18 protein-coding genes and 1 pseudogene are annotated in these 19,445 nt (G+C 62.9%); 12 read left to right on the top strand and 7 right to left on the bottom strand.

The window, feature by feature from the left end:
- Positions 1 to 27: 27 nt before the first annotated feature.
- Genes kdpC through ACLEJQ_RS13110 form a run of 3 tightly spaced genes read left to right on the top strand, consistent with a single transcriptional unit; the run spans position 28 to position 4,016 of the window.
- Entirely contained in the window at positions 28 to 573 is a 546-nt protein-coding gene (kdpC, locus tag ACLEJQ_RS13120) for a potassium-transporting ATPase subunit KdpC (RefSeq protein WP_440795580.1), read from the top strand.
- A gap of 46 nt (positions 574 to 619) precedes the next feature.
- Positions 620 to 3,271: a DUF4118 domain-containing protein gene (locus tag ACLEJQ_RS13115; RefSeq protein ID WP_440795578.1), complete on the top strand. Its 2,652-nt coding sequence runs from the start codon at positions 620 to 622 to the stop codon at positions 3,269 to 3,271.
- A gap of 46 nt (positions 3,272 to 3,317) precedes the next feature.
- The gene (locus ACLEJQ_RS13110) at positions 3,318 to 4,016 is read left to right on the top strand and encodes a response regulator (protein WP_440795576.1); all 699 of its coding nucleotides are present in this window, start codon (positions 3,318 to 3,320) and stop codon (positions 4,014 to 4,016) included.
- 181 nt (positions 4,017 to 4,197) lie between these two features.
- Here ACLEJQ_RS13110 and ACLEJQ_RS13105 read toward each other — a convergent pair whose 3' ends face one another.
- The gene (locus tag ACLEJQ_RS13105; RefSeq protein WP_440795574.1) at positions 4,198 to 5,229 is read right to left on the bottom strand and encodes a patatin-like phospholipase family protein; all 1,032 of its coding nucleotides are present in this window, start codon (positions 5,227 to 5,229) and stop codon (positions 4,198 to 4,200) included.
- A 206-nt stretch (positions 5,230 to 5,435) separates the two neighbouring features.
- Between ACLEJQ_RS13105 and ACLEJQ_RS13100 the strand changes: the two genes are divergently transcribed.
- The 3 genes from ACLEJQ_RS13100 (at position 5,436) to ACLEJQ_RS13090 (ending at position 7,551) form a co-directional block, all read left to right on the top strand.
- A complete protein-coding gene (locus tag ACLEJQ_RS13100) occupies positions 5,436 to 5,726 on the top strand; it encodes a hypothetical protein (RefSeq protein WP_440795572.1) in 291 nt (96 codons plus the stop codon).
- Positions 5,727 to 5,828: 102 nt separating this feature from the next.
- A complete protein-coding gene (locus tag ACLEJQ_RS13095; RefSeq protein WP_440795570.1) occupies positions 5,829 to 6,590 on the top strand; it encodes a CHAD domain-containing protein in 762 nt (253 codons plus the stop codon).
- A 163-nt stretch (positions 6,591 to 6,753) separates the two neighbouring features.
- A complete protein-coding gene (locus tag ACLEJQ_RS13090; protein WP_440795568.1) occupies positions 6,754 to 7,551 on the top strand; it encodes an acyl-CoA thioesterase in 798 nt (265 codons plus the stop codon).
- Positions 7,552 to 7,565: 14 nt separating this feature from the next.
- On the opposite strand, the pseudogene ACLEJQ_RS13085 reads toward ACLEJQ_RS13090, so the two are convergent.
- The 3 genes and pseudogenes from ACLEJQ_RS13085 to ACLEJQ_RS13075 all read right to left on the bottom strand — a co-directional run.
- Positions 7,566 to 7,778, bottom strand: a pseudogene (locus ACLEJQ_RS13085) (terminase); the annotation flags it as partial.
- Positions 7,779 to 8,062: 284 nt separating this feature from the next.
- Positions 8,063 to 9,544 (bottom strand): methyl-accepting chemotaxis protein, encoded by a 1,482-nt coding sequence (locus ACLEJQ_RS13080; protein WP_440795566.1) that lies wholly within the window; start codon positions 9,542 to 9,544, stop codon positions 8,063 to 8,065.
- Between the two features lie 208 nt (positions 9,545 to 9,752).
- The gene (locus ACLEJQ_RS13075; RefSeq protein WP_440795564.1) at positions 9,753 to 10,559 is read right to left on the bottom strand and encodes a TatD family hydrolase; all 807 of its coding nucleotides are present in this window, start codon (positions 10,557 to 10,559) and stop codon (positions 9,753 to 9,755) included.
- A gap of 235 nt (positions 10,560 to 10,794) precedes the next feature.
- Between ACLEJQ_RS13075 and ACLEJQ_RS13070 the strand changes: the two genes are divergently transcribed.
- The 3 genes from ACLEJQ_RS13070 to ACLEJQ_RS13060 all read left to right on the top strand — a co-directional run bounded on the left by ACLEJQ_RS13070 (position 10,795) and on the right by ACLEJQ_RS13060 (position 13,322).
- Positions 10,795 to 12,216: a transglycosylase SLT domain-containing protein gene (locus ACLEJQ_RS13070; RefSeq protein WP_440795562.1), complete on the top strand. Its 1,422-nt coding sequence runs from the start codon at positions 10,795 to 10,797 to the stop codon at positions 12,214 to 12,216.
- Positions 12,217 to 12,316: 100 nt separating this feature from the next.
- Entirely contained in the window at positions 12,317 to 12,751 is a 435-nt protein-coding gene (locus ACLEJQ_RS13065) for a DoxX family protein (RefSeq protein WP_440795560.1), read from the top strand.
- Positions 12,752 to 13,013: 262 nt separating this feature from the next.
- Positions 13,014 to 13,322 carry a class I SAM-dependent methyltransferase gene (locus ACLEJQ_RS13060; protein WP_440795558.1) on the top strand — a complete coding sequence of 103 codons (309 nt, stop codon included), beginning with the start codon at positions 13,014 to 13,016 and terminating at the stop codon, positions 13,320 to 13,322.
- Positions 13,323 to 13,350: 28 nt separating this feature from the next.
- Here ACLEJQ_RS13060 and greB read toward each other — a convergent pair whose 3' ends face one another.
- Genes greB through ACLEJQ_RS13045 form a run of 3 tightly spaced genes read right to left on the bottom strand, consistent with a single transcriptional unit; the run spans position 13,351 to position 17,070 of the window.
- On the bottom strand, positions 13,351 to 13,848 hold the full coding sequence (greB, locus tag ACLEJQ_RS13055; RefSeq protein WP_440795556.1) for a transcription elongation factor GreB: 498 nt from the start codon (positions 13,846 to 13,848) through the stop codon (positions 13,351 to 13,353).
- 34 nt (positions 13,849 to 13,882) lie between these two features.
- Complete coding sequence (locus tag ACLEJQ_RS13050; RefSeq protein WP_440795555.1) at positions 13,883 to 16,387, bottom strand: ABC transporter permease; 2,505 nt, start codon at positions 16,385 to 16,387, stop codon at positions 13,883 to 13,885.
- Complete coding sequence (locus ACLEJQ_RS13045; protein WP_440795553.1) at positions 16,387 to 17,070, bottom strand: ABC transporter ATP-binding protein; 684 nt, start codon at positions 17,068 to 17,070, stop codon at positions 16,387 to 16,389. The genes ACLEJQ_RS13050 and ACLEJQ_RS13045 overlap by 1 nt, the downstream gene beginning before the upstream one ends.
- Before the next feature lie 10 nt (positions 17,071 to 17,080).
- Between ACLEJQ_RS13045 and ACLEJQ_RS13040 the strand changes: the two genes are divergently transcribed.
- The 3 genes from ACLEJQ_RS13040 to ACLEJQ_RS13030 all read left to right on the top strand — a co-directional run bounded on the left by ACLEJQ_RS13040 (position 17,081) and on the right by ACLEJQ_RS13030 (position 19,365).
- A complete protein-coding gene (locus tag ACLEJQ_RS13040; protein WP_440795551.1) occupies positions 17,081 to 17,686 on the top strand; it encodes an arylesterase in 606 nt (201 codons plus the stop codon).
- A 56-nt stretch (positions 17,687 to 17,742) separates the two neighbouring features.
- A complete protein-coding gene (locus ACLEJQ_RS13035) occupies positions 17,743 to 18,036 on the top strand; it encodes a hypothetical protein (RefSeq protein ID WP_042728326.1) in 294 nt (97 codons plus the stop codon).
- Positions 18,037 to 18,390: 354 nt separating this feature from the next.
- On the top strand, positions 18,391 to 19,365 hold the full coding sequence (locus tag ACLEJQ_RS13030) for a L,D-transpeptidase family protein (protein ID WP_440795549.1): 975 nt from the start codon (positions 18,391 to 18,393) through the stop codon (positions 19,363 to 19,365).
- Positions 19,366 to 19,445 lie beyond the last annotated feature (80 nt).

The raw sequence follows: 19,445 nt of genomic DNA, 5'->3' as shown, positions 1-19,445 counted from the left end.
AATCAGTTTCGATTCGAGGATTTTGACATGTCTACCCTGTTACGCCCGGCCCTGAGCCTGTTACTCCTGATGACCCTGCTCACCGGCATCGCCTACCCCTTGCTGGTCACCGCAGTGGCGCAAGTCGCTTTTCCTGTCCAAGCCAACGGCAGCCTGGTCGTCGATGCCGCCGGCAAGGTTCGCGGGTCAACCCTGATTGCCCAGGATTTCCAGGGCGACGCCTGGTTCCATCCTCGCCCCTCGGCTGGCGCCTTTGCCACTGTGGCCAGTGGCGCCAGCAACTTGTCGCCGAGCAATCCTGCCCTGGCCACCCGGGTGATCGACGACGCCGGCAAATTGCAAGTGCCCGGCCAGGGGCCAGTGCCACTGGCGTTGCTGACCACTTCCGGCAGTGGTCTGGACCCGCACTTGCCACCGGCCGCGATTGCCTATCAACTGGCGCGTGTTGCGGCGGCGCGTCATTTGCCGGTCTCGACGTTGCAGCAACTGGTTGACCGTCATACCGAGCAACCGCTGGTGGGGCCGCCGGTGGTGAATGTACTGGCGTTGAACCTGGCCTTGGAGGCACTGTAAAAAACCTGTGGGGCTTCGATCAACAATCCGATATAGAGATCCACGCATGAGCGACTCCAGCCGCGCCGACGCGCTGCTCGCCAATCTGCCCCGCAGCGACCGTGGCCGGCTCAAAGTTTTTCTGGGCGCGGCACCCGGTGTCGGCAAGACCTACGCCATGCTGCAAGCGGCCCACACCCGGCTGCGCCAGGGCGTAAAAGTCATCGCCGGGGTGGTAGAGACCCACGGCCGCAGCGAAACCGAAGCCTTGCTTGCGGGCCTGGCGCAGCAGCCATTGGTGCGCTCGGAATATCGCGGCGTGATGCTCGAGGAGATGGACCTCGACGGCCTGCTCGCGGCTCGGCCAAGCCTGGCGCTGGTGGACGAGCTGGCTCACAGCAACGCGCCCGGCAGCCGTCATGCCAAGCGCTGGCAGGACATCCAGGAACTGCTGGCCGCTGGCATTGATGTGTACACCACCGTCAATGTCCAGCACCTGGAAAGCCTCAATGATCAGGTGCGTGGCATCACCGGCGTGCAAGTCCGCGAGACGTTGCCGGACTGGGTCTTGCAGGAGGCCGATGAGTTGCTTCTGATTGACTTGCCGCCGCGTGAGCTGCTGGAGCGCCTGCGCGATGGCAAGGTCTATGTGCCGGAACAGGCCCGTGCGGCAATCGACGCTTTTTTCACCCAGACCAACCTGACCGCCTTGCGCGAGCTGGCCATGCAGACCGCCGCCGCGCAGGTCGACAATGACCTGGCCCAGGGGTATCGCCAACTGGGTCAGGCCGCCCCGGCGGTTCGGGGACGATTGCTGGTGGGGGTTGACGCTGACGAACAGGCTGAACGCCTGGTGCGCCACGCCAGCCGCGTCGCCCAGCGCCGGCATTTGCCCTGGACCCTGGTGCATGTGGACAACGGCAGCGCGCGGGACGAGCCCTCGCGCCAGCGGCTGCAAAACGCCCAGCAACTGGCTGAGCGACTCGGTGGGGAAGTGGTGCTGCTGCGGGCTGGTGAAGTGGCCCGCACGCTGATCCAGCATGCCACCGAACGGCGCGCCACGCTGGTGTTGGTGGGGCAGTCCCGACCACGGCTGCGTCGCCGGTTGTGTGGCGGCGGCCTGGCGTCGCGCTTGCTGCGCAGTGCCCGGGGGCTGGAGATCAACGTGCTGGACAGCGACGAACAGCCCCGGCCGGCCCGGGCACGTTCGACGGCGGTCCGGACCGGTTTCGACTATGTCCTCGCGCTGCTGGCGACGGTGCTCGCCAGCGCCTTGGCCTGGGGCATTTCGGGGCTGCTGGCGCTACCCAATATTTCCCTGGTGTTCTTGATGGCGGTATTGCTGGTGGCGGTGCGCAGCAGCCTTGGTCCGGCGCTGGCTTGCGCGGCGCTGTCGTTCCTGGCTTACGACTTTCTGTTCATCCCGCCGAATTTTTCCCTGACCATCCAGCGCGAGGAAGACGTACTGACCTTGGTGTTCTTCCTGCTCATGGCCGCCCTGACCGGTAACCTGGCGGCCCGCCAGCGCCGGCAATTGCAGGCACTGCGCGACACCCAGCAGGAAACCGGCGAGTTGCTTGACCTGTCGCGCAAACTCACGGCCGCCACCGACCGCCAGGCGGTGATCAGCGCCGCCGAGCAGCACCTCAACGGCTGGCACGATGTGCGACTGTGCCTGCTCAACCGCGACCGCCAGGGCACCTGGAAGGTCGAGACCGCCGAGCCGCTGACGTTCACCGAGGCCGAACGCGCTGCGGCCGACTGGTCCTGGCAGCATGATCAACCGGCCGGCGCCGGCACCGGGACGCTGCCGTCCGGGCGCTGGTGGTGGTGGCCACTGTCGGCGGAGGGCGAGCCCCTGGCGTTGCTCGGCGCCTGCCCCAAGGAGGGCATGCCGTTGAGTGGCCAGCGTCGCCGGTTGCTGACGGCCCTCAGCCAGCCATTGGCCCAGGCCTTGGCCCGGGCGCAACTGGCCCAGGACCTGGAGGCGGCACGCCTGCACGGCGAAACCGAGCAACTGCGCAGCGCTTTGCTGGCTTCGGTGTCCCATGATTTGCGCACGCCACTGACCGCCATGCGCGGCAGCATCGACAGTCTGTTGGCGCTGGGTGAGGCAATCCCGTTGGCGGATCGCCGCGAACTGCTCGAAGGCACCCGCGATGAAGCCGAACGGCTGGATCGCTACATCCAGAATCTGCTGGACATGACCCGCCTCGGCCACGGTGCCTTGAAGCTGGCGCGGGACTGGGTGTCGCCGGCAGACATCGTCGGCAGCGCGCTGAATCGCCTGCGTGCGATGCTGGCGCCATTGGCGGTCGACGTCGAGGTGCCCGCCGAACTGCCTTTGCTGTACGTGCATGCGGCGCTGATCGAACAGGCCCTGGTGAACGTGCTGGAAAACGCTGCGCGCTTCTCGCCGGCCCACGGGCGCCTGCAACTGAGCGCCGGGGCGACGGGCAACGAAATATTTTTTGCAGTGGCCGATGAGGGGCCCGGCATTCCCGAAGCCGAGCGCGAGCGCATCTTCGACATGTTCTACACCGCCGCTCGCGGCGATCGGGGCGGGCAGGGCACGGGCCTGGGGCTGGCGATCTGTCAGGGCATGGTGGGGGCCCATGGTGGGCGAATCACTGTCGCCGATGGCCTCGACGGACGCGGCGCCTGCATCACTTTGCACCTGCCGTTGCAAGCTCAACCGGGTATGGACGATGAAGCATGAGCGGCGCTGCGTTATGCTTTTCCACTGTTTACCTTGAACGAACCCCATGAGCCAGAACGCGACCCTTTTGGTCATCGATGACGAACCGCAGATCCGCAAGTTCCTGCGAATCAGCCTGACCTCCCAGGGTTACAAAGTCCTGGAGGCGGGCACCGGCACGGAGGGGCTTGCCCAGGCGGCGTTGAACAAGCCTGATTTGCTGATACTCGACCTCGGCCTGCCGGACATGGACGGCCAGCAGGTGCTGCGCGAGTTGCGCCAGTGGTCGGCGGTACCGGTGCTGGTGCTCTCGGTGCGGGCCAGTGAAGCGCAGAAGGTCGAGGCGCTGGATAACGGCGCAAACGATTACGTGACCAAACCGTTCGGCATTCAGGAGTTCCTCGCCCGCATCCGCGCCTTGTTGCGCCAGGCTCCGGTCGGCGAGTCGCAGGAGGCGGCGTTGAAATTCGGCCCGCTGACGGTGGACCTGGCCTACCGACGGGTTTTGCTCGATGGTGCCGAGGTGGCACTGACACGCAAGGAGTACGCGGTGCTGGCGCAACTGGCCCGGCATCCGGGGCGGGTCATCACCCAGCAGCAACTGCTCAAGGACATCTGGGGCCCGACCCACACCGAAGACAGCCATTATTTGCGGATCGTGGTCGGTCACCTGCGCCAGAAACTGGCCGACGACCCGACCCGGCCACGGTTCATCGTGACCGAGGCGGGGGTGGGGTATCGGTTGTTGGGGGAGGGTGGAATCTAGCCCCCAATAGGTTTCAAGTCGTGCACCATTGTGGCAAGGGAGCTTGCTCCCGCTGGGCTGCGAAGCAGCCCCCGTACAGCCCAATGAACCTGATACACCGAGGTGTTCGGTTCTGGGGGCGCTGCGCACCCCAGCGGGAGCAAGCTCCCTCGCCACATGGGCTCGGTGATCATGCTTGATTCTACTCACTCTCATACCGATCCAACGTATCGCTGGCAATCTCCCTCCCCAACGCGATCAATTCCGGGGCCTTGTAGAACTCAAAAAACCGGCACACCCGTTTCGGCACGTTGATCAGCACATCCGGTGGGTAGCCGGCAATCTTGTACTGGGCCAGCGAGGTCTGCATCACCTCGAAACTCTGGTTGATCAGATCCAGCAACGAGGCGGGACCTACGTTGTCGATGATGAACGAGCCGGTGGCGGATTTCGGCGCGCCTTCGGCCTCTGGCGCGGCGGCCGGTTGCTGGCCTTCAGGTTCGGCGGATTCGATCCACGGGTTGATCTCGGCCGCTTCGGCCTTCAACGCCTCTTGTTCCAACAGCAGCAGTTGCTCGGCTTGCTTGCGACGAAACGGCAGGCGCGAACCCAGGGAGCTGACCAGGGTGTCGAAGCGGCGCCGGAACGCGGCGGGGCGCGGGATGACCGGCAGCCTGTATTGTTTCTGGTTGGTGGCGTTGAGGTTGACCGCGATGATCAGGTCGCAATGGCTTGAGACCACCGGCACGATCGGCAACGGATTGAGCAAACCACCGTCTACCAGCATGCGGTTGCCCTGCATCACCGGCGTGAACAGGCTGGGAATGGCTGCCGAGGCGCGCATCGCCTGGTGCAGGCAACCCTCCTGGAACCAGATTTCCTGTTGGTTGGTCAGGTCGGTCGCAACGGCGGTGTAGGGAATGCGCAAATCTTCGATATTGAGTTCGCCGACGATCTTGCGGATCTGGCCGAAGACTTTCTCCCCGCGAATCGCCCCCAGGCGAAAGCTGACGTCCACCAGCCTCAGGACGTCCAGGTAGTCGAGGCTTTCAATCCAGTTGCGGTAGTCCTCGAGCTTGCCTGCGGCATAGATCCCACCCACCACGGCGCCCATCGAGCAACCGGCGATGCAAGCGATGTCGTAGCCACGTCGTTCGATTTCTTCGATCACCCCGATATGGGCATAGCCCCGGGCGCCGCCCGAACCCAATACCAATGCGACACGTTTTGTCATGACCCGACCCCTTGTCTAACAGGCTTCAACAATGCACGCATCGACGGCTCGGCTCAATCGTTGTGGCGCAGGCGTCGTTTTTTGACACGTTCCCGTGGCATTTGCGTATTCTCGCCCACACTTGAATAAGCGGGCCGGCCCAGGCACTTTTTGCCGCCGGGACCGTCTTACCAGCACGACTGTTTACCTGACTTGAGGTGTAATCGATGAAAGCCCGGATCTGCCTGCCCCTGGTGGCATCCCTGATGGTTTTGGCCCTGGCCGGTTGCGCCGGCAAAACCGCCTACCGTGACAGTTGCGGCAGCCAACTCGATGCCGCCTGGCATGAACTGGACTTGGCCAAGGCCGAAGGTTTTGCCGGTACCGTGAGTTACTCCAAGGCCTTGTCGCTGTTGACCGGCGCCAAGACCCAGCAACAATTCGAAGCCTTTGAAGGCTGCACCAAGAAAGCCGAGAAAGCGCGTTTCTACATCCGCGAATCTCGCGCAGGACGATAACGGCAGAGACAAGCCACTGGCTGCGAGCTACAAGTAACGGCGTATCGCTCCCTGCTTGAAGCTTGCAGCTTGACGCTCGAAGCTGCGTACGGAGTACGTCCCATGATCGATCGGCTAGTGGCCCGCATATTGGGCCTTGAAGTTCGTCTGTTGGCCTGCCAGGCCCGCTTGAATGCCCACACCGACAGCGAAGCGCTGCACGACCTGCGCACCACGGTTCGTCGCCTGCGCAGCCTGCTTCGGCCCTTGCGCGGATTACCCGGCGTCGAGCAGCTGGAAACAGCCGCTTCGGCGGTAGGCACCTTGACCACGCCTCTGCGCGACCGAGAAGTATTGGCGGCTTACCTTGAGCAACACGGCAAGACCGAAGCGGCGCAGCGGCGCCGGGCGCAAATGGCCGACGCCTATCCTGCCGTCGCGGGCAGCCCGGAGCTGGCGCAGTTGCTGATGATCCTCGATGCGTTCCCACGCTTCATCCGCGCGGCCCAGCGCGAGGGGCTGCTCGACGGATTGCGCAAGCGCATTGAAAAGCGCCTGGACAAACAATGGAAAAAACTCGGTAAAGCCCTGCGCGATCCAGCCCATGACCGCCATCGGTTGCGTCTGTTGATCAAGCGCGTGCGCTATGCCATCGAGGCCTACCCTGAACTCGACCGCCTGCCAAAAGCCGCCATGCCTCGGCTCAAGTCGGCCCAGGGCGCGCTGGGCGACTGGCACGATTGCTGGCAATGGCTCGCCCGGGCTGCGGAGGAAACCGACCTGCGCCCCTGCGTGCCGGTCTGGCAGATCACCATGCAAAAGGCCGAGGCTGAGTCCGACAGGGTGCTGGACAAGCTGATCGCGAGCTGTTTCGAAAAGCCCTGAACCTTCAGCTGTACACCTGTGGGAGCAGGCTCGTTCCCACAGGGATTGCGGGTGGTTTCAAAAATCGCGGCCTATCTGTCCGCCTCTTTGGCCGGAATGAGCGCTGTGCCGTCGACCCGTGCTGGTTAAGATCGTCGCATCTCCCCCTGTCTTCGAGGTCATCATGCGCTTTTCCGATTTGATCGATGCCGTGCGCCGTCAGCCAGAGGCGGTGTCTATCGCGCCGGAGTGGGGCCAGGGCCGCGCCAGTTTTGGCGGGTTGGTGGCGGCGCTGCAATACGAGGCAATGCGGGCGAAGGTGCTGGCGGATCGCCCGATACGTTCGTTGGCGATTACTTTTGTCGGCCCGGTCGAACCCGATGTTCCTGTTTCCTTCGAAGCCGAGGTGCTGCGTGAAGGCAAAGCGGTGAGCCAGGTACTGGGGCGGGCGGTGCAGAACGGTCAGGTGGTGACTGTGGTGCAGGGCAGCTTCGGCGCGTCGCGTGCATCGGTGGTGGCGGTGCAGGCCGATCCTGCGCCTGAATTCACCAGCGTGGAGCAATGTCAGGAACTGCCTTACATCAAAGGCGCCACGCCGGAGTTCATGCGTCACCTGGCAATGCGCTGGAGTATTGGCGGCTTGCCGTTCACAGGCAATAAATCGCGCAGCATGGGCGGCTGGGTACGCCTGCGTGGCGACGTGAAGGAAGAGGCGTTGAGCGAGCCTCATATCCTGGCATTGGTGGACGCCTGGCCCCCGGCGCTGTTGCCGCACCTTACGCAAATGGCTCCGGGCAGCACGCTCACCTGGACCATCGAGTTTGTCCAGCCGCTACTTGAGCTGACGACGTTGGATTGGTGTAAATACCTCGCCGAGATCGAGCATGCCCAGGACGGCTATGGCCATGTCGCGGCAAAGTTCTGGAGTGCCGATGGCCGCCTGATTGCCTTGAGCCGCCAGACAGTGACGATTTTCGCCTAAGGTTCAAAACGCTCATGGCGCTGCAACCGGAACGCAGCGGCCATGCCGATCACACCGATGGCGACGTCGGCCAGGCTCTGGCTGAACACCCCTGAAACCATGAGCAGCAACGCGACGATAAACAGCGGTACCGCCATCAGCTGAGCAACCTGGTGATCGGACTGGCGCGACATGTGAGGCGCGACGCGCCATTGCCAGGCCGGGAAGTGTGGATGACGTTTGCCCATGATGCGGATCCTTGAGTTCATCAAATCGAATGACCCAAGAATAGGCGTGGCCCGACGAGGCGGCGAATCACGGTTGGCTATCGAGGTGATAGGTGGCCATAGTCTGGACGATGACGGATTGCTCTTGTGGCGAGGGAGCTTGCTCCCGCTGGGCCGCGCAGCGGACCTGACTGTCTGTCAGGCATGTCCGATTGCTGAGCGCCTGCCAAGAGGGGGCGCTTCGCACCCCAGCGGGAGCAAGCTCCCTCGCCACAGGAACTGTGTCGCTATCACGGGGAGATATTTTAAAGTCGCAGCTGCCCGATCACCTTGTTCAATTCCCCCGCCAGGGTCGCCAGGTCATGGCTGGTGGTCGCCGAGTCCACCGTCTGGCGCACGGTGTTTTCGGTCACGTCGCGAATGCTCACCACCGCTCGGTTCATTTCCTCGGCGACGTGACTCTGCTGTTCGGCCGCGACTGCAATCTGCGTGTTGCTCTCGCGCATCTGTGCCACCGCGCCGGCAATCTGCGCCAACGCCTCGCCGGCTTCGCGAGCCTGTTGCACGCAGTCGTCGGCCTTGTACGAACTTTCCTGCATGAAATCCACCGCATCCCGGGTACCGGCCTGGAGCGCCGAGACCATGGTGGTAATTTCATCGGTGGAGGCCTGGACCCGTTTGGCCAGGTTGCGCACCTCATCGGCCACCACGGCAAAGCCCCGGCCCATTTCACCGGCCCGCGCTGCCTCGATGGCCGCGTTCAAGGCCAGCAGGTTGGTCTGCTCGGCGATGCTGTGGATCACACTGACCACGCCGTTGATTTTCTGGCTGTCTTCGGCCAGGCGTTGGATCATTTCGGCGGTCTGTTGCACGCCTGATGACAGCCCGGAAATCGATTGCTGCACGCGGTTGACCACTTCATGGCCGTTGCCCGCCAAGGTGTCGGCGGCCTTCGACAGGTCGCGGGTAGCGCCGGCGTGCTGGGCGATGTGATGAACCGTGGCGGACATCTGATTGATTGCCGTGGCGGCCTGGTCGGTTTCGCTCTGCTGGCCAAGCATGCCGTGACGCACCTCGCTCATGCTCGACGCCAGGCGCGCGGCGCCTGTGTCCAACTGGCGGGCCGTGCTGGCGACGGTGTCGACCACGCGTTGATAACCGGCCTGCATGGCGTTGAATGCCGCTGCCATCTGGCCCACTTCGTCCTTGCACGCCAGCGGCACGCGGGCGGCCAGGTCGCCGGTCTGCTCCACGTGCAGCATCACATCCTTCAACGTATTGAGTTGGCTGAGCAAAAATCGGATCAACAATTGCGATGCACCGAGCATCGCCAGCATCAGTACGAACACGGCCACCGCATATTGGCTGAAGCGTTCTCCAAATACCTGGCCCAGGCTGACACCACGGGCTAGCACCGCGAGCTGTTGGTTGTCGTCGCGACGGATGACTTCTGCGCCCAGCAGTGGATCTACGCCGAACAAAAGTGTGGAATCGAGCACGACCCAGCCATCGGCCTGGGCCAGCGACGGCAACGGCTGGTCTTTGAAGGTGGGGATTTGATCGCGCCGATAGATCAGCAGCTCATCGGCCTTGGGCAAGGGCTGTCCAGCAGGCCAGTTCCGAAGCAGGCGCGCCTGCGCCTGGGCATTCGCCTGGACCGCCTGGTTGCGTGCCTGTTGTTCCAGGTGCACCGCATAGAGCACCAGCAGCAGGGTGGTGACAAAGGCGACCGCATTGACCGCCCAGAATTTGTACTTCAGCGAGATATTGCTAAGCCAGGCACCCATGGTAGGTCTTCTCTGATAGCGGAAACAGTTTTGGCAAGGTGCCATTATTGTGCCGCTAGCCATGGGCCGGGGTGTTGATGTGGGTCAACAGACACCGCAAAACCACCTGTGCGAGCGAGCCTGTTCGCGATAGCGGTGTGTCAGTCGAGATATGTGCAACTGACCCACCGCTATCGCGAGCAGGCTCGCTCCCACCGGTTTTCGTCGATCAGGATACGGTGGGCAACCCAAAAAACGCCCGTGCGCATGCGGTGCTATGGGCCGCCAGGTCTTGCGGGGTTTCGCCCCGATGCAACGCCACTTCGCGCAGCACCTCTGTCAGGTAGGCCGGTTCGTTCCGGCCGTTCTTTGGCTTGGGCCGCAGCGTACGTGGCAGCAGGTAGGGCGCATCGCTTTCAAGCATCAGCCGACCGCGGGGGATCTCGCGCACCAGCGGGTGTAGATGCGTGCCCCGGCGCTCGTCGCAGATCCAGCCGGTAATGCCGATGTGCAGGTCCAGGTCGAGGTAGCTGAACAGCGCCTTTTTTTCCCCGGTAAAGCAATGCACGACCGCCGCCGGCAACCGATCGCGAAAATCACGCAGGATTTCCAGCAGGCGCTGATCGGCGTCGCGTTCATGAAGAAAGACCGGCCGCTGCAACTGGACTGCCAGGGCAAGATGTTCTTCCAGAACTTTTTCCTGCTGCGGCCTGGGAGAGAAGTCGCGATTGAAATCCAACCCGCATTCACCCACCGCTCGGACCCGGTCCTGGGTCAGCAGATCCTTGAGGTGCCTGGCGCTGTCGGTGGTCCATTCGCTCGCGCTATGAGGATGAATGCCGGCGGTGCAAAACAGCCGTTGACCGGTGTGATCGAGGTGCTGGCACAGCTCCAGAGCCTGCTCGCTGCCCTCGATGCTGGTGCCGGTCAGGACCAGTTGGCAGACCCCGGATTCATGGGCACGCTCAAGCACCGCCTGGTGTTTATCCGCGAAACTGGGGTTGGTCAGGTTGACGCCGATATCAATGAGTTGCATGGTTCTACCTCGGCCCGAAGGCCGGAAAGCATATCAGAGCTGTAGATTTATAAGAAAAGCCAAGAACTACAACGAGTTGTGGCTGTCTGTTGAGGCCGCGAGACAGGTCGGGTTGGTATAAAAGCCATCACTGTGCCAGTCTTTCGCACTTTTCAGCGCCCCAAGGCGCTCTGTTTCTGTTGCTCCCCATTCTTTTTCTGTCAGGAGGGGCAGCAGTGTTCCTTCCGGAGAGTGGATGGCACGTCCCCAGGTGTTGCTACTGTTGTGTTGTTCGCTGCTGTTGCCGATGCCGGCCGAAGCGCGCCTGCCTGGCCCGGTACAGGCAGTGGCGCCGGGTACGGTGCGCGATCTGGCGCAGATCCGCAGCAGTCGGGTACTCAAGGTGTTGGTCAACCAGAGTCGCAACAGCTCCGGTGAAGTCCAGGGCCAGCCCATTGGCGTCGAATATCACCGGTTGCGGGCTTTCGAACAGTACCTCAACGGCCACGCCCGGGATGGCCAGGAAATCACCCTCAAGATCATTCCCAAAGCCAAGGATCAACTGCTCGGCGCGTTGCAGCGCGGGGAGGGCGATCTGGTGGCGCCCGGTGAGTTGCTCGAACCCCAGGCCGGTTATGCGGTCAGTGCCAGTGATCCGATCCGCACCGACGTGCCGTTGCTGTTGGTCGGTATCAAGGGCGAGAAACGCTATACGCGCGTGGAGCAGCTCTCCGGCAAGACCCTGGCCCTGCCCAATGGCAGTGCGGCGGGGGACGCGGTGAGCCAGATCAACCAGAAACTGGCGTTGCTCAAGTTGCCGCCGGTGAAGGTCGAATGGGTCGACCCGACCCTGGCTGTGGAGGACGTGCTGGAAATGGTCCAGGGTGGGATTTTTCACCTGACCATTGTCGAGCAGCCCATCGCTGAACGGTGGAGCAAGATCCTCCCTAAACTGCGGCTCGACCGTCAGGTGCTGATTGGCGAGCCGGGCGACGAATATTGGTTCGTGCGTCGCGACGCCGCCATGTTGCGGGCAAGCATCGACCGATTCCTGGCGGCCTACAAGGTACCGGCTAACGAGGATGCCGCGTTCCTGCGCATTTATCGCCGCTTGTACCAGGTTCACTATCCCCTGGCCCGGGCTGATCGCCAGCGCCTGGAAAAACTGCGCCCGGTGCTGCAGAAACATGCCGACGCCCAAGGCATGGACTGGCTCAACCTGGCGGCGCTGGCTTTCAAGGAATCAGCGTTGCAACCCAGCGCCCGCGGCGGCGGTGGGCCCACTGGTCTGATGCAGATTACCCCGTCGGCGGCCCAGCGCGTGGGCGTCGACAACATCCAGAACCTGGACGCCAATGTGCAGGCCGGCGCCAAGTACTTGGCCATGATCCGTCGCAAGTTCTTCGCCAGCCCCAAGCTCAACGAGCGCGAACGCATGGCCTTTGTCCTGGCCGCCTACAACATGGGGCCAGAGCGCGTCCAAGGCATGCGGGCCGAAGCCCGGCGTCGCGGATTGAACCCCAACCAGTGGTTCTTTCAGGTTGAACGAATTGCCATGGAGCAAGTGGGAATGGGCGCCGTCAGCTACGTTAACAGCGTGAACAAATACTACCTGGCCTTCGATCGGGAGCGCGAAACGCTGGAACCGCAGGAACAAAAAGTGGCTTTGCGTAAATAATCGAATATATCGATTGGTATGTCAGATATTTCGCGCTTTTATAACCAGATTGATTGATTAATATGGCGACCAACAACCACACACCCAGGGATGCATACACATGAATTCGTCGATCAATAAAGTACTGTTTACCCGCGCCGGTTATGGCCTGACCGTCCTGCGCATCGTCGTAGGCGTCATTTTCGCCGCCCACGGTTCGCAGAAACTCTTCGGCCTGTTCGGTGGCTACGGCCTCGCCGGAACGGCGCAGTGGATGGAAAGCATCGGCCTGACCCCAGGCTATGTGATGGCGACATTGGCCGGCGGTACCGAGTTTTTCGCCGGGCTGGCGTTGATCATCGGCCTGCTTGCCCGTCCTGCGGCGCTGGGCTTGGCTTTTCTGTCGCTGGTGGCGATTTTTTCGGTGCACATCGGTAACGGATTGTTCATGGCCAATAATGGCTATGAGTTTGCCTTGGCATTGCTGGCGGGGAGCATCGCGGTCCTGATCGAAGGGGCAGGGAAGCTTTCGGTGGATCGGGCCATCGCTGGCTGAGTTTGATCGGCGGGAAAACGGCGCGGGTCCTGAGAGGGGCAGCGCCGTTTTCTTTTTGAAGAAGCCGATTCTTGACACCCACGGCCCGGCTTCTCTACGATTCCCACCCATGCGCCGATTTAAACAGCTACTTGCGGGGCGCCAGGTAACTCCTACAGTTGCCGATAGAAGCCATGGAGCCGGCTTCGAAATACCGCTAAAGCGCTGGTTCGGTGTTGCCTCTCACCTGCCATGCAGACTTTTGAGGCAGAGACACGTCACGATGAACGCACCCAGCCCCCTTGTACGTCTTGCGCCGATCACGGCGAACCTTGTGCAACGCAATCCGAAGATTCTCCTGGGCGGTACTCACCAGCCAACACTCTTGCGCTACCTCGACGGCTGGCCGCGCCGCCATCACGGACCTGCTGCTTTTCTGATCCAGTTTGTCGAAGACGGTGAGTCCCTGGCACGTTTTGCCAGCGACAGTTTCGACCTGGCCGTCATCCAGTGCCCCAGCGCGGCGGACGCTCCTGAAATGATCCGGCAATTGACCCGTATCGCCCGGCAGGGGTTGATCACCCGCCGTTGAGCCGCCTGGCCGTCGCAATGGACGCCAGTTACGGGTACGTGATATCCACGATATAGACCAGCTTTTCCCCGGTTGGCGTCTGGACGCGGACTTCGGCGTCCAGGGCCTTGCCAATCAGCGCCCGAGCCAGGGGCGAATCGATGCTGATCAGGTTCTGCTTCAGATCCAGTTCGTCCGGGCCGACGATGCGATAGCGCGACTCCTTGCCGTCCTCATCCTCCACCGTGACCCAGGCGCCGAAGTACACCTTGTTCGGATCGCTGGGTTTTTCGCTGACGACCTTGAGCGCTTCAAGGCGCTTGGTAAGGAAACGCACGCGGCTGTCGATTTCCCGGAGCATTTTCTTGCCGTAGGTGTACTCGGCGTTTTCCGAACGATCACCCTGGGCCGCCGCCTCGCTGACCGCCTGGGTCACTTGAGGGCGACGCACGTGCCACAGTTCATGGAATTCGGCGCGCATCCGCGCTTCACCTTCCGGGGTGATCAGCGCGGTGCCAGCGGTGCGGGGTGGGCGATAACGACTCATGGCAACTTCTTGTAATAGCGACGCCTCCAGTCTATCAACCCTCGCGCAGCACTGTCAGCGGGCTGGCATTGAGTGCCCGACGGGTTCCGAACACCCCGGCTGCGCCGATCAACAACGCGCCCAGCAGCGGCAATACCAGCAGCCACGGATGCGGGTGCCAGGGCAGGTCGAAGGCGTAGCGGTAGAGCACCAGGCTGACCAGTTCCGAGCCCAGGGCGGCGAGCAAACCACTGACCGCACCCAGCAGGCCGAACTCGATGCGTCGGGCCCTGACTAGCAACGGCCGTTCGGCGCCCAGGGCGCGCAGCAGCGCGCCTTGGCGAATCCGCTCGTCGAGCGTCGCTTGCAGACCCGAGAACAGCACGGCCATCCCCGCCGCCAGCACAAACAGCAGCACGTATTCCACGGCCAGCGTGACCTGGGCCAGGATGCTGCGCAGCTGTTCGAGCAGGGCTTCGACTTGCAGAATCGTTACGGCCGGAAAGGCTCGGGACAGCTCGACGATCTGCTGGTCGTGGCCCGCCGCCAGGTAAAAGCTGGTCAGGTACGTCGCCGGTAGATCTTTGAGCGTACCCGGCTGGAAGATCATGAAGAAGTTAGGCTGGAAGTTGTCCCAGTTGATCTCTCGCAGGCTGGTGACCTTCGCTTCGCGGTTCACCCCACCCACGCTGAAGATCAGCCGGTCACCCAATTTGATCTTGAGATTTTCGGCCACCTTGCCTTCCACTGAAACCCCCGGGATATCGTCGGGTGGTTGCTGCGGCCACCAGGTGCCTGCCGTCACGACGTTGCCCGCCGGCAAGTCTGCGGCCCAGGTCAGGCTCAGGTCCCGTTGCAATGCGCGGTCTCCCGCCGAATCCTTGGTGACAAATTCGCTGGCCGGCTCGCCGTTGATGCTGATCAGTCGCCCCGGTACCACAGGGTAGAGCGGCGCCGATTGCGCCGACAACGCCAACAGCTTGTCGGTGAAGGCCTGCTTGTCGTTGGGGAGAATGTTCAGGGCGAAGTAATTCGGCGCGTTTTTTGGCAATTGGTTTTGCCAGGTGTCCAGCAACTCACCTCGCAGCAGCGCGATCAGCGCCATGGATAACAGGATCAGACCGAACGCCAAGGCTTGGCCGGCGGCCGCCAACGGGTGACGCAGCAGTTGGCCGAGGCCCAGGCGCCAGGGCAAGGAAGCGCGAGCCAGCATCCGGCGCAGGCTTTGAAGCAGCAGCAATAGCAGGCCACCGAGCACCAGCGCGGCAACGACGCCGCCACCCAACAATGCGAAGGTGAGGACCAGGTCCAGGCTCAGGCGCCACATGATCAGGCCGAGCGCACCCAGCGCAGCACCGTAGACCACCCAGGTGCTGGAAGGGATCGGCAACATGTCTCGGCGCAGCACCCGCAAGGGCGGCACCCGGCCTAGCGCGGCCAAGGGTGGCAGGGCAAACCCGGCCAGCGCCACCAGGCCGGTGCCGATCCCGGCGACAGCCGGCAGCAGGCCGCCCGGCGGAACATTGGTGGGCAACAGGTCATGCAGCAGCGCAAACAGGCCCAACTGGGCGATCCAGCCGAGCAGGGCCCCGCTGATACTGGCCAACAGGCCCAGAACGGTCAGTTGCAGGCTGAACAGCACCATGGCTTCCCGACGCGACAGGCCCAGGCAGCGCAGCAGCGCGCTGGCGTCGAATCGTCGGGTGGCGAAACGGTTGGCCGAGAGTGCGACGGCAACCCCCGACAGCAATACCGCCACCAGGCTGGCCATGTTCAGGTAGCGCTCGGCCTTGCCCAGGGCCCCGCCGATTTGCCGGTTGCCATCACGGGCATCCTGCAGGCGCTGGTTGGGCTCCAGGCCGGGCTTGATCAAGTCTCGATAGGTTTGCAAGGCCGACGCCGGGCCGCGCCAGAGGTCGCGATAGCTGACGCGGCTGCCGGGTTGCACCACGCCAGTGGCGTCCAGGTCCTTGAGGTTGATCAGGACCCGTGGCGTGAGGCTGTAGAAGTTGCCGGCGCGATCCGGCTCATAGGTCAACACTCGGCTCAGGCGCAGGGTCTGGTTGCCGATATCGATGCTGTCGCCAATCTTCAGATCCAGGGCGGTCAACAGCCGAGCTTCGACCCAGGCCTCACCAGGGTTAGGTCGTCCGCCGGTTTCTTCCGGGGCGAACGGAGCAGGGGCGCTCTTGAGTTCCCCGCGCAACGGGTAGATGTCATCGGCCGCCTTGACGCTGGAAAGCTGGATGCCATTGTCGGTGGCTACGACGCTGGAGAACTCCACCACCCGGGCGTGTTCCAGGCCCAGTTCGGTGCCGCTGCGGATCTGTTCCGGGCGAGCGGGCGAGCTGCCTTCGAGCAGCAGGTCGGCACCGAGGAATTCGGTGGCGCGCATCATCATCGCACCATTGAGACGGGCGCCGAAGTAACCAATGGCGGTACTTGCCGCCACCGCCACCAGCAGGGCGAAGAACAGCACTCGTAATTCGCCGGCGCGGGCATCGCGCAGCAATTGACGGACAGCAAGACTGAACAGGCGCAACAGCGGCAAGCGTGCCATCAAGGCTCCAAGGGCGCGACCATCTGGCCGGCTTCAAGTCGGATCAGGCGCCGGCAGCGATGGGCCAGGCGTTCATCATGGGTGACCAGCACCAGGGTCGTGCCGCTTTCTTTGTTCAGCTCGAACAGAAGGTCGCTGATGCGCTCGCCGGTGTGGCTGTCGAGGTTGCCGGTGGGTTCGTCGGCAAACAGCACATCGGGCTCGGCGGCAAAGGCGCGGGCAATCGCCACGCGTTGCTGCTCGCCTCCGGAAAGCTGGCGGGGCGAGTGGGTCAGGCGCTGGCCCAGGCCGACCCGTTGCAGCAGTTCGGTGGCGCGTTCGCGGGCATCGCTGCGCCCGTCCAGTTCCAGCGGCAGCATGACGTTTTCCAGCGCGTTGAGGCTGTCGAGCAACTGGAATGACTGGAAGACGAAACCGACATGCTCGGCGCGAATCCGTGCCCGCTGGTCTTCATCCAGCGCGCTGAGGGCCTGGCCGGCCAGTGTCACTTCACCGCTGCTGGGCAGGTCCAGGCCGGCCAGCAGGCCCAGCAGGGTGGATTTGCCGGAACCGGAGGCACCGACGATCGCCAGGCTGTCGCCTTTGTTCAGTTCCAGGCTGAGTTCGTGCAGGATGGTCAGTTCACCTTCCGCGCTGGAGACCACTTTGCTAAGGTCCGTCGCGGTGAGAATGCTTGAGCCCATGGAGAATCCGATGCGTGTGTGGTTTTTGAGTGCCGGCCTGGCCTTGATGTGCATGGTCCAGAACGCAGCGGCGGGTACAGTCCTGATCGTTGGCGATAGTATCAGCGCGGCTTTCGGCCTGGATACCCGGCAAGGCTGGGTGTCGTTGCTCGAACAACGGCTCAAGGCCGAGGGTTTTGACGATAAGGTGGTCAATGCGTCCATCAGTGGCGACACCAGTGCCGGAGGCCAGGCGCGGCTGCCAGCGCTGCTTGCAGCCCATAAGCCGGACCTGGTTATCCTCGAGTTGGGAGGCAACGATGGCTTGCGCGGACAGCCGCCAACACAATTGCAACAAAACCTTGCAGCGATGATCGACAGCTCCCGCGCCAGCGGTGCCAAGGTATTGCTGTTGGGCATGCAGTTGCCCCCCAATTACGGGCGGCGCTACACCGATGCGTTTGCCAAGGTCTACAGCACCCTGGCCGAGGAGAAGGACGTGCCGTTGGTGCCGTTTTTCCTCAAGGATGTCGGGGGCATTCCGGGGATGATGCAAGGCGACGGATTGCACCCGTCCGTCGCCGCCCAGGGCAAGTTGCTGGAAAATGTCTGGCCGACGCTCAAACCGCTGCTTTGACGCTTTTCTAGCGGCAGGCTTTCGGCTAATGTGGCGCCCCCGATTTGGAGCCCCCGATGCCGCGTCCTGCCTGGTCCCTGTTTGCCTACCAACTGATCGAGCCTGACGAACAGCTGGATCTGTTCGCCTGCCAGGAAGTACGGGTACACCTGGTGACGCGGCAATTGGAGCTCGGCGGCTCGGCTGACCGGACCCTCTGCGGCAGCCTCTTGCCGGCCCAGCCGCGTTGGTCGAGCGTCGATCGACGGATTTTCCAGGATCATCGGCTTTGCTCGTTGTGCCGGGCGATCCTCGAATCCCAGAAACGTGGCACCTCGCCGATCTGGCCGGAGTTGCGGTTCGAGTTGTAATCACCAAGCCGCTCCCACAGATAATGCTGTTCACTCAAGATGTCACTGAATCCGTGGCGAGGGAGCTTGCTCCCGCTGGAGCGCGCAGCGGTCCCAAGCGTTGGGGGCTGCTACGCAGCCCAGCGGGAGCAAGCTCCCTCGCCACAGTGAATCGACAGGCCTCAAGTGGCGCAGCATTGTGCTTCCACGGGGGATTTGTGGTGGATGCCACTTCTGGGCGCGCCCGGTCCATTGCGCAGACTGTTCAAAGTTGCTGCACATCGGACACGCCATCGTCGCCCTCCCCGAAATAACAGGCTGCGGTGTACAATCGTCGTCTTCATACCTCTGTTCGACCTGCGAAGGATTTCCCGGATGTTGCCGCGCTTGCCTGCCGTCGCCCGCTGCCTGTCTCTAGCCGCCCTGTGTATGGCGGGTCCCGTTGCAGCACTGGAGCTGCCCCTGCCGCCGCCGGGTGAAGACATAGTCGGCCAGGTGCAGGTCATCAAGGCCAAATACGAAGACACTTTCGCCGACCTGGGTACGACCTATGACCTGGGATATACCGAGATGGTCGCCGCCAACCCGGGTGTCGACCCGTGGCTGCCGGGCGCCGGCACGGAGATTGTGTTGCCGACCCGTTTCATCCTGCCACCGGGCCCGCGCGAAGGAATCGTGATCAACCTTGCCGAGTATCGTCTCTACTATTTCCCCAAGGGGCGAAACGTGGTTTACACGTTCCCGCTGGGGATTGGTCGTGAAGGCTGGGGGTCGCCAATCGCTCGCACCAGTATTATCGCCAAGACGCCGAACCCGACCTGGACTCCGCCAGCGTCAATCCGGGCCGAACATGCCGCCGACGGCGACATTCTGCCGAGCGTGGTGCCGGCCGGGCCTGATAACCCGCTGGGTCCGTTCAAGTTCACCCTGGGTACCCCGGGTTATCTCATCCACGGGTCGAACAAGAAGTTCGGCATCGGTATGCGCACCAGCCATGGCTGTTTCCGCATGTTCAACAACAACGTGCTGGAAATGGCCAGCATGGTGCCAGTGGGGACGCCGGTGCGGATCATCAATGATCCTTACAAGCTGGGCTTGAGCGGTGGCAAGGTTTACCTGGAAGCCCACACCCCGGTGGACGACAAGGGCAACCCATCGGTGGTGGACAAGCACACCGCAGTGATCAATGCGATGCTCAAGCGTGAGGACATCACCAGCAACCTGCGCATGAACTGGGATGTGGTGCGGGATGTGGTGGCTGCCGAAGACGGCCTGCCGGTAGAGGTCGCCGTTCCGAATACCTCGGCTCCGATGGTCTCGAGCGCGCCGTCGGTCGACCTGCCCCAGTAACCGTCTCAAACAACCCGTCGGCGTTTCGCGACGCCGACGGGTTTTTTATTGGTGCGCCAGGCATGGCGCGTTGCGCGCAA

The organism is Pseudomonas sp. SMV71, from assembly GCF_052042015.1.
Lineage (GTDB): Bacteria > Pseudomonadota > Gammaproteobacteria > Pseudomonadales > Pseudomonadaceae > Aquipseudomonas.
This window is presented reverse-complemented; position numbering and strand designations above follow the sequence as displayed.